This is a genomic window from Bradyrhizobium sp., from assembly GCF_049798375.1.
Lineage (GTDB): Bacteria > Pseudomonadota > Alphaproteobacteria > Rhizobiales > Xanthobacteraceae > Bradyrhizobium.
Map to the genome: position 1 here is coordinate 1 of NZ_JBARGP010000501.1, position 9,497 is coordinate 9,497.

At 64.0% G+C, this 9,497-nt stretch carries 10 protein-coding genes; 4 read left to right on the plus strand and 6 right to left on the minus strand.

What is annotated here, in order from left to right; translation table 11 throughout:
• On the plus strand, positions 1 to 651 hold a 651-nt coding region (locus WA702_RS20505; protein WP_425112373.1), incomplete at its 5' end, for an aminotransferase class III-fold pyridoxal phosphate-dependent enzyme.
• A 171-nt stretch (positions 652 to 822) separates the two neighbouring features.
• Here the strand turns inward: WA702_RS20505 and WA702_RS20510 are convergent.
• The 4 genes from WA702_RS20510 to pcsA form a co-directional block, all read right to left on the minus strand.
• A complete protein-coding gene (locus tag WA702_RS20510) occupies positions 823 to 1,512 on the minus strand; it encodes a hypothetical protein (RefSeq protein WP_425112374.1) in 690 nt (229 codons plus the stop codon).
• Positions 1,513 to 1,696: 184 nt separating this feature from the next.
• Entirely contained in the window at positions 1,697 to 2,671 is a 975-nt protein-coding gene (locus tag WA702_RS20515) for a quinone oxidoreductase family protein (RefSeq protein WP_425112375.1), read from the minus strand.
• A 176-nt stretch (positions 2,672 to 2,847) separates the two neighbouring features.
• Positions 2,848 to 3,573, minus strand: coding sequence for a TerC family protein (locus WA702_RS20520; RefSeq protein WP_425112376.1), 726 nt, complete (start codon positions 3,571 to 3,573; stop codon positions 2,848 to 2,850).
• On the minus strand, positions 3,570 to 4,304 hold the full coding sequence (gene pcsA / locus WA702_RS20525; protein ID WP_425112377.1) for a phosphatidylcholine synthase: 735 nt from the start codon (positions 4,302 to 4,304) through the stop codon (positions 3,570 to 3,572). The genes WA702_RS20520 and pcsA overlap by 4 nt, the downstream gene beginning before the upstream one ends.
• Positions 4,305 to 4,465: 161 nt before the next feature.
• Here pcsA and WA702_RS20530 point away from each other — a divergent pair, with 161 nt between their 5' ends.
• On the plus strand, positions 4,466 to 5,665 hold the full coding sequence (locus tag WA702_RS20530) for a UbiH/UbiF family hydroxylase (protein ID WP_425112378.1): 1,200 nt from the start codon (positions 4,466 to 4,468) through the stop codon (positions 5,663 to 5,665).
• Between the two features lie 19 nt (positions 5,666 to 5,684).
• Here the strand turns inward: WA702_RS20530 and WA702_RS20535 are convergent, their stop codons facing one another.
• Positions 5,685 to 6,638, minus strand: coding sequence for an AEC family transporter (locus tag WA702_RS20535; protein WP_425112379.1), 954 nt, complete (start codon positions 6,636 to 6,638; stop codon positions 5,685 to 5,687).
• 121 nt (positions 6,639 to 6,759) lie between these two features.
• Between WA702_RS20535 and hspQ the strand changes: the two genes are divergently transcribed.
• Complete coding sequence (gene hspQ / locus WA702_RS20540) at positions 6,760 to 7,092, plus strand: heat shock protein HspQ (protein ID WP_425112380.1); 333 nt, start codon at positions 6,760 to 6,762, stop codon at positions 7,090 to 7,092.
• Between the two features lie 117 nt (positions 7,093 to 7,209).
• Here the strand turns inward: hspQ and WA702_RS20545 are convergent, their stop codons facing one another.
• Entirely contained in the window at positions 7,210 to 7,983 is a 774-nt protein-coding gene (locus WA702_RS20545; protein ID WP_425112381.1) for an invasion associated locus B family protein, read from the minus strand.
• Positions 7,984 to 8,242: 259 nt separating this feature from the next.
• Here WA702_RS20545 and WA702_RS20550 point away from each other — a divergent pair.
• A partial coding sequence (locus WA702_RS20550) for an extracellular solute-binding protein (RefSeq protein WP_425112382.1) occupies positions 8,243 to 9,497 on the plus strand: 1,255 nt, incomplete at its 3' end.

A 9,497-nucleotide genomic window follows, 5' to 3' on the forward strand; every position in this document is an offset into this window, starting at 1 on the left:
GTGATGCTGGAGCCGATCCAGGGCGAGGCCGGCGTCTGGCCTGCGACCGATGCCTTCCTGAAAGATCTGCGCGCGCTGACGCAGCAGCATGGCCTGCTGCTGATCGTCGACGAGATCCAGACCGGCATGGGCCGCACCGGAAAACTGTTCGGCTATGAGCATGCCGAGATCACGCCCGACATCATGACGCTCGGCAAAGGCATCGGCGGTGGCGTGCCGCTCGCCGCCCTGCTCGCGACCGAACAGGCCTCCTGCTTCGAGCACGGCGACCAGGGCGGCACCTTCAACGGCAATCCCCTGATGTGCGCCGCCGGCATCGCGGTGCTCGACGAGATCGGCAAGCCTTCGTTCCTGAAGTCCGTCACCGAAGCCGGTCTCTATCTGGAGAGTGAGCTGCAGAAGATCTCGGCGCGGCACGGCCTCGGCGAGGTGCGCGGACGCGGCTTGTTGCTCGCGCTCGATCTGAAGCTGCCGATCGCGATGTCGATCGTGACCCAGGCCTTTGAGGCCGGCCTTTTGCTCAACGCGCCGCGGCCGGACAGCCTGCGCTTCATGCCGGCGCTCAACGTCAACAGGGCCGAGATCGACGAGATGATCGGGCAGCTCGATGCGATCCTGACGAAGTCAGGCGTGGCAAGGCGGGTGGCGTGAGCCACCGTTATTACGCGACGGTTGGAGCCTCCATTTCGATCACATCGGAACGGAGGCTCGAGGCGTATGCTTGCATAGGATTTTGGCGATGTTCGCTTCGTTCAATGACGCCACTTTGCGCATGGAGACGAATGTCATGATGGCCAGGCACGAACAATCGCGTCGGCCGCATCAGATCGGTTCATTACTATAGTCTCCAAAAATGAAAGGGCTGTCATCGTCGGGCACGTTGGCAAGATGCAGCGACGTCTTGCAATGTTTGATCAAGCCATTCGGGTCACCGACGCTTCGAGGGTGTCCAATGTGCGACATCGTTCGCGCATCCGCGACACTGCCGTATCCGAGGCCAAGTACATCCTTGCCCCATTGACGCGGAAATCCACCTAGTTGGGGCCGTTTGAGATTCAGCCCTATTAGCTCGCCGTCCTCGTCCCGATGACCACGATAGATCGTCCAATGCAGTTTGGGACGCTTGCCGATCAGGTATTCACCGAGGAAGACACCTATATCAACCATGACGTTGTAACCGGCACGCTCGCCTAGCCAAACGGGCTGATAAGTCGCAAAACTGGTCGCGCGATTGAACTCGTCGCCGATGAGGCCGCCGCCATAATCGTATTCGTTTAGGGCAAGTAAGCCGCCGCCATCCAGTGTCGCCTTGACGCCAAACCACTCGCGCAACCATCTCTGGAAGAATGCCAATCGGTCTCGGCGGACCTGCATGAAGTAGGTGAAGTTCTCCTGCACTCGGCTTTCGTTCAGCGTGCTCTCTTCCTGCTTGTTCGGCACGTCGTAAAACGCGTAATCACGGATCGCGCGGCGAACCTTGAGGTGTTTGAGGAAAAGTGTCGGGTAAATCATCGGAATACGACAGGTTACAGTTCAAGCGACCCGATTGTCCTATATCGTGTTTCGTGAGCCTGCCATTAGTCGTTCGGAAATCTCGACGGCTGCGTGAACGCTGGCCGGCGCCCCTTCGTCCGAGTGCATGAACACACTGCCTACACTGCAACGACTAAAGCTGGCGCGCCTCCATGAAAATGCCTCACGGCTTCAAAATCGAAGCCCCCGTCGTCACCCGCCCCTCCAGGTCCGTATGCGCCTTGGCCGCGTCCTTCAGCGCATAGGCGTGGTTGATCGGGACGTGCAACTTGCCGCTGATGACGGCGGAGAACAGCGTGTCGGCGCCTTCCAATAGCTCGGAGCGCTTGCCGATATAGTCGTTGAGCTTGGGGCGGGTCGCAAACAGCGAGCCGTGATTGTTGAGCTCGGCGAGCGCGAAGGGCGGCACCGGGCCGGAGGCGTTGCCGAAGCTGACGAACATGCCGCGCGGCTTCAGGCAGGACAGCGAGCCCGGGAAGGTCGCCTTGCCGACGCCGTCATAGACCACGTCGCAGCCCTCGTTGCGGCTGATCTGCTTGACGCGCGCGACAAAATCCTCCTCGTTGTAGAGGATGACGTGGTCGCAGCCATTGGCGAGCGCGAGATCGGCCTTCGCCCGCGATCCCACCGTACCGATGACATGCGCGCCCATCGCCCGTGCCCATTGGCAAGCCAAGAGCCCGATGCCGCCGGCGGCGGCGTGGATCAGCACGCGATGATGCGGCTCGACCTTGAAGGTCTTGTGCAGCAGGTACCAGACCGTCAGCCCCTTGAGCATCAGGACGGCGCCCTGCTCATAGGTGATGTGGTCGGGCAGCTTGACCAGGCGCTGCCAGGCGATGTTGCGCTCGGTCGCATAGGCGCCGAGATTGTCGTAATAGGCGACGCGGTCGCCGGGATGGAAATGCGTCACGCCCGGGCCGACCGCGAGCACCTCACCCGAGGCTTCATTGCCGACGATGAATGGCAGGCCGGGCGCCTTGTACAGGCCGGTGCGGTAGTAGACGTCGATGAAGTTCAGGCCGACGGCGTGCTGGCGGATGCGGACCTCGCCGGGGCCGGGTGCGGCGACCTCGATCGGCTCATAGACGAGCGCCTCGGGACCACCCACCTTGTGCACGCGCACCGCCTTGGTCATCTCGGTCGTCTCCTTCCATCGCCGGCGGATCGCCTCGATCGGGAGGCCAGCCGGAACGCCACACACCAAATACCTGATTCTGAGGAGATTTCAGGCACACCGGGTTCGCCCGAATACCGGCTTTTGCAAACGAATGCGATCAGGCCGGCGTTGTCAACTTGACGGCCGCCTGGTCACTACCGGACCCGTTTCCGGCGATTGCGCGATGCCAGCACGTTGAAGAACTCGACCCCGACCGCGAACGCGATGGCGAAGTAGATGTAGCCGCGCGGAATGTGGAACTGGAAGCCGTCGGCAACCAGCGCGACGCCGATCAGCACCAGGAAGGCCAGCGCCAGCATCTTGGTGGTCGGGTGATTGACCACGAAACGCGCCACCGGCCCGGAGGAGACGTACATGATCGCGACCGCGATCACGACCGCGGCGATCATGATCTCGATGTCCTGCGCCATGCCGATCGCCGTGATGATCGAGTCGAGCGAGAACACCAGGTCGATGATGATGATCTGCAGGATCACCAGCAGGAAGCCCCGTGCACTGCCGCCCTCCTGCTCGCCCTCCTCTTCGGCTTCGACCTCGGCGTGGATCTCGTGGGTTGCCTTGGCGATCAGGAACAGCCCGCCGCCGATCAGGATCAAGTCGCGCCAGGACAGCCCGACGCCGGCGACGGCAAACACCGGCTGCGTCAGGCCGATCAGCCACACCAGGGCGCTCAGCAACAGAATGCGGAACACCAGCGCCAGCGCCAACCCGATCTGCCGGGCTCGCGTCGCCTGCCTCTCCGGAATCCTGGCAATGATGACCGACAGGAAGATGACGTTGTCGATGCCGAGCACGATTTCGAGCGCGGTCAACGTCAGCAGTGCGGCCCAGGCTTCGGGACTGGTCAGGAGTGAGATCATGCCTTGAGCGACCTCAGCAAGCGGATCGCGGAGTCGCTCGCGACGATGTAGAGACCGATGGCGCAAAATAACGCTGTTGTGGCCGTGCCGACGGCGAAGTCGGAGCGCAGCGCATGGATCGCGAGCAGCGACCACAGCCCGACCAGCGACAGTGTCAGCCAGCGCAGCCGCCTCACGCGTACGGGGTGGATGACATGAAATGGCGCAAACGTCAGCGCGATCAGGACCGCGACCAGAAGGCTTGCCAGCACTGGCGAGGGATGCAGCAGGAACAGGTAGAACGCCGCAATATTCCACAAGCCCGGAAAACCGCGAAAATGATTGTCGTCGCTCTTCATGCGGCGGTCGGCGAAATATAGCGCGCCTGTCACTGCGATGGCGACGCCGAGCACGGGGGCTGCGAGCGGCAGCAGCATGCCACTCGCCGTTATTGCATAGGCCGGCACGAACACATAGGTCGTGAAGTCGACGACGAGGTCGAGCACGTCGCCGGACCAGTCCGGCTGCACGTTGACCACGTCCAGCCGCCGCGCCATCGGCCCGTCGAGGCCATCGATCGCGAGTGCCACGCCGAGCCACCAGAACATCGCGGTCCAGTGCTCGCGCACCGCTTCGAGGGTCGCGAGCAGCGCCACGCCGGCACCGAGCGCGGTGAAGACGTGCACGGAAAGTGCCGCCGCGCGCCGCGCCGTCGTCGCCGCGATCTGTCTGGTCTGTCCCGCTTCGTCCATTGCGGCGCAGTGCTAGCAGGAATCGGGGCGAATTGCACATCGCCCGTTGCGGCTTTGCGCCGCGCTCGCCGGCAGAGCTCTGGGCCAAAATGTGACATGAATCCGCGGGCTTGAAAAAAGCCGGCGCGACAGTCAAATGTCTTGGAATGACAGACGCTGGCATGACAGACGCTCCCGCCTCTTTCGACGTCGCCGTGGTCGGCGGTGGCCCCGCGGGCCTTGCCGCTGCGATCGCATTGGCGCAAGCCGGTGCAAGCACCGTGCTCGTCGCGCGCCGTGCGCCCTATGCCGACAACCGCACCACCGCCCTGCTCGGCGGCTCCGTCGATTTTCTCGACGGCCTCGGCGTTTGGCAGGACTGCCGCGACAAAGCCGCGGCACTGAGGACGATGCGGCTGGTCGACGACACCGGCCGGCTGATCCGCGCGCCGGAAGTCCGCTTCCAGGCCGACGAGATCGGCCTCGACATGTTCGGCTACAATATCGAGAACCGCACGCTGGTCGCAGCGCTGGAAAGCCGCGCCGCCGCCTGCCCGGGCCTGACGCGGATCGCCGAGGATGCCGAAGCGGTCGTGCCGGATCAAGCCGAAGTCACCATCACGACGGTCTCGCGCCAGTCGGTCACAGCCCGGCTCGTCGTCGGCGCCGACGGTCGGCATTCGCTGTGCCGCGAGGCGGCCGGCATCAGCGTGAACCGCCGCAAGCTTGGCCAGACTGCGCTGACCTTCAACATCACCCATGCGCGGCCGCACCACGGCGCATCCACCGAATTCCACACCCCGCACGGTCCCTGCGTATTCGTCCCTCTGCCCGGCGACCGCTGCAGCGTCGTCTGGGTCAATTCACCCAGGGAAGCCGAGCGGCTGTTCGCGCTCGACGACGAGGCGCTGTCGGTGGCCGCCGAGAAACGGTCGCACTCGATCTTCGGCCGCGTCCATGTCGAGCCCGGCCGCCACATGTTTCCGCTGTCGATCGAGCGGCCGTACCGCTACGCGGACCGCCGCATTGCGCTGGTCGGCGAAGCCGCCCATGTCGTGCCGCCGATCGGTGCGCAAGGCCTGAACCTAGGCCTGCGCGACGCCATGGACATGGCAGCGATTGTCGGCAAGGCCATGACATCAGGCGAGGACCTTGGCGCACCGCAGGTGCTGGCGCGTTACGCCGCGGCACGTCGCGCCGACATCCTGAGCCGCACCTTCGTGATCGATATCGCCAACCGATCGCTGCTCAGCGAATTTTTACCGATGCAGTCGCTGCGCGCCACCGGCATGCACATGATCGGCGCGATCGGTCCGCTGCGGCGGCTCGCGATGCGCGAAGGCCTCGCGCCGTCGTGGCGAACGGATCGCCACGCGAGTTGAGCCTCGCGCTACTCGCGCCTTACGGAAACACCAGCCGTCCGCTCTGGATCAGCCACATCGCGCTGGTCAATGTGACCACCGATGCGAAGGTGCCGATCAGCACGGCGACCGAGGCAGGCTCGATCCAGGTCTCATTCTGCCGCGCGATCACGAACACGTTGAGCGCGGGCGGCAGCGAGGCCATCAGCACCGCGGTCGCGGCCCAGGGCTGCGCGAACGGACCGATCAGCAGCATCAGCGCGAACGACAGCATCGGGTGAATCACGAGCTTGACCGCGATCACGCCCGGCACCTCCCACGGCACGCGCTCGAACGGACGCAGCGCGACGGTGACACCGAGCGCGAACAATGCGGTCGGCGCCGCGGCGTTCTGCAGAAACAGCAAGGTGCGGTCGAGCGCGACCGGCGGCTGGAAATGCACGCCGGCGGCGAGCGCGCCGGCGCAGGTCGAGACGATCAGAGGATTGAGCGCAATCTGCCGCAACACCATGCGCAGCGCATGCAACAGCGAGGGATGATCGCTGTCGGTCAGTTCGATCAGCAGCGGCACGATCGAGAACAGGAAGATGCTGTCGCAACAGAAGATCAGGGCGGTCGGCGCCGCGGCCTTAGCCCCGAGCACGGCGAGCGCGAGGCCCGGCCCCATGTAACCGATATTGCCATAGCCGCCGGCGAGGCCTGCCATCGTCGCCTCGCGCAGCGACAGTTTGCCGGCGAAGCGTCCGACGGCGAGTGCGATCGTGAACGCAATCATGGTCGACAGCGTGGTCGCGACCAGGAATGGCGGGTTGTTGAGCTCGGAAAATGGCGTCTTCGACATGATGCCGAACAGCAGCGCCGGCAGCGAGACGTAGAGCAGGAAGAAGTTCATCCAGGCGAGCCCGGTGTCGGGCAGCCGTTTGAGCTTACCGCAGGCGAAGCCGACAAAAACCACGCCGAAATAAGGCAGTGCGAGATTGAGAATATCGATCATTCAGATGGGTCTGATGGGGGTATGGAGGGGTGGGGAACGCGAGCCACGGGATGGGCCCTCGCCAGATTAAATCACCCCTTGGGCACTAGCATCGGCGCCGATCCTGGTCTATTCGACAAGAATGATCAAAGCGCGAACCGCCAAGTTCCAGATCGGTCAGATTGTCAGGCATCGGATCTTCTCGTTCCGGGGCGTGATCTTCGACATCGATCCGGAATTCAACAATACCGAGGAGTGGTGGCTGTCGATCCCCGAGGAGGTCCGTCCTCACAAGGATCAGCCGTTCTACCACCTGCTGGCGGAGAATGCCGATTCCGAATACGTCGCCTACGTCTCAGAGCAGAACCTGCTTCCGGACGATACGGGCGAGCCGATCCGGCATTCGCAAGTGGCCGAGATCTTCATCAAGGACAAGTCGGGCGGCTATCGTCCGCGCAACCCGTCGCTGAACTGATCTCAAAGCCGGCTTTCGCGTCCGTCCTTGCAACCAACAAAAAAGGCGCTCGATCCGAGCGCCTTTTTGTTTGTTTGTCTCGGCCCTTTGGCCTCCACAATTTGGAGGCCACGCCGATCACTTGCCGGCGGCCGGCGGTGCGGCCTGCTCGAGCTTCTGACGCGCCTGCTCGGCACGCTTCTGCAGCTCTTCCTGCAGCTTCTTCTGGTTCTCTTCGAACTGCTTGGGATCGGTCGGCGGGCCATCATAGGCCTTGGCGAAGCTGGCCCCAGCGGCTTCCTGCAGCGGCAGCGGCAAGGTCAGCGGCGCGCCGTTGGAGTTGATCGCCTGGACCACCAGGTTCTGGCCCTTCTTCATGCTGTTGATCAGGTCCGGCGTCGCCTCGTAGTCGGACATGCAGCCGTTCTGGAAGCAGATCACGTAAGGCGACGTCAGCGGCGGGTTGCCGTCGACGATGATGCGGGTGCCGTGCTGCAACTGCATGCCGAGCGGCAGCGTGACGCGCAGGATCTTCTTCGGCTCGCCTTCCGGCTCGATGATCACGGCGGCGACGACCGGCTGGCCGGACTCGATGCGACCATCCTTGCCGATGAAGCAAACCTGCTTGGCATTGGCATCCTGGCCCTTGAGGCAGAACTTGGTCCAGGGCGCGTAGATCAGCTGGATCTGTTGCTCCGGCGCCTGTTGGCCCTGGGCGGGGGGCTGGCCGGCTGGTGCGCCGCCGGGAGCCGGCGCAACCGGTGCCTGGGCAGGCGCCCGGGGTGCCGGAGCCCTCGCCTTCGGAGCCTGTGCCTGGGCAGAGGCGACAGGAATAGCCAGCGTGGTGGCCGCCAGCAAGGCCAAGAGCCGCCCACGCGGCCCAACCGACGAGGCCAAGTCACGGAAATTCATTGCGGAAAACCCTTTCTGAACGGCAACGCCCGAGACCGCCAAAGGCGCCACACCAAGCCGTTTCCTGCGGCTGTCTCCTAGTCAAATGAGGCGGTTGAGTGACAGTCGTTGCCGCCCTGCTTGTCGCCCGCCTTCATAACGTGGCGCGCGGAAAGATCAATGCAGGACGTTGCGCGACGGCAACGATCTACCTGTTGGCAGCCTATGCTAAAAGCTGCAGGTGAGCTGTTCCGAATCAAATGCTTGCGTTCCGACGTCTATGCTGCGGTGCATACAGGTCGCCGCGCTGGCCTGCTTTGCCGGCCTGTCGGTGCTGTTGTCGCCTTTCGCGGCGCCGGTGCGGGCGGCGGAAAGCTACGCGATCGCGATGCACGGCGCGCCGGCGATGCCGGGCGATTTCACCCACATGCCCTACGTCAACGCGGACGCGCCCAAGGGCGGCCGGCTGACTTGGGGTCTGCTCGGGACCTTTGACAGCCTCAACCCCTTCATCGTGCGCGGCGTCGCGGTGCAGCAGATCCGGACCTATGTGGTGGAAAGCCTGCTGGCCCGCGGCAATGACGAGGCCTTCACGCTCTATGGCTTGCTGGCCAAGAGCGTCGAGACCGACGATGACAGGACCTATGTCACCTTCCATCTCGACCCGCGCGCCCGCTTTTCCGATGGTCAACCGGTGCGTGCCGAGGACGTGGTGTTCTCGCTCGACCTGCTCCGCGATCACGGCCGGCCGAACCACCGGCAGTTCTACAGCAAGGTTGCAAAGGTGGAAGTCCCGGACCCGCTGACGGTGCGGTTCGATTTCGGCGGTGTCGGCGATCGCGAGCTGCCTTTGATTCTGGGGCTGATGCCGATCCTGCCGAAGCACGCGACTGATATCGCGAGCTTCGAGAACACCACAATGACAGCACCGATCGGCTCCGGGCCCTACCGCGTGACCGCGGTCAATCCGGGGGCCAGCGTGACCTTGACCCGCAATCCCGATTATTGGGGACGCGACCTGCCGATCAACCGCGGCTTGTGGAATTTCGACGAGGTCCGGCTCGATTTCTATCGCGAGGCCAACGCTCAGTTCGAGGCGTTCAGGCGCGGGCTCTATGACTTTCGGGTCGAGACCGAGCCGCTGCGCTGGCACGAGGGCTACGATTTCGCCGCGGTGAAGAACGGCGACATCGTGCGCGACACCGTCACCAGCGGCATGCCGCAGCCTTCCCAATTCCTGGTATTCAACACACGTCGGCCTGTCTTCGCGGATATCCGAGTCCGTCGCGCGCTGACCCTGCTGTTCGACTTCGAATGGATCAACCGCAACTACTTCTTTGGGCTGTATCGCCGCAGCGGCGGCTATTTCGCCAGTTCCGAGCTCTCGGCCTATGGTCGTCCTGCCGATGCAGCCGAGCGCGCGCTGCTGCAGCCCTATCTCGGTGAGATCCCGCCCGACATCCTCGACGGCAGTTACCGCCTCCCGGTCTCCGACGGCTCGGGCCGCGACCGCGCCACCTTGCGCAGTGCGCTCG